At 56.6% G+C, this 235-nt stretch carries 1 rRNA gene; it reads left to right on the top strand.

What is annotated here, in order from left to right:
- Positions 1–235: ribosomal RNA gene (locus IWT5_RS12100) — 16S ribosomal RNA — on the top strand; the annotation flags it as partial.

Here is a 235-nt window from a genome sequence, read left to right as displayed (position 1 = left end):
GTACAACGAGTTGCAAACCCGCGAGGGCAAGCTAATCTCTTAAAGCCATTCTCAGTTCGGACTGCAGGCTGCAACTCGCCTGCACGAAGTCGGAATCGCTAGTAATCGCGGATCAGCATGCCGCGGTGAATACGTTCCCGGGCCTTGTACACACCGCCCGTCACACCATGAGAGTTTGCAACACCCAAAGTCGGTTCGGTAACCTTCGGGAGCCAACCGCCTAAGGTGGGGCAGA

The organism is Secundilactobacillus mixtipabuli, assembly GCF_002217925.1.
Lineage (GTDB): Bacteria > Bacillota > Bacilli > Lactobacillales > Lactobacillaceae > Secundilactobacillus > Secundilactobacillus mixtipabuli.
Note: the sequence above shows the minus strand (reverse complement) of the source record. Positions and strands in the feature narration are given on the sequence as shown.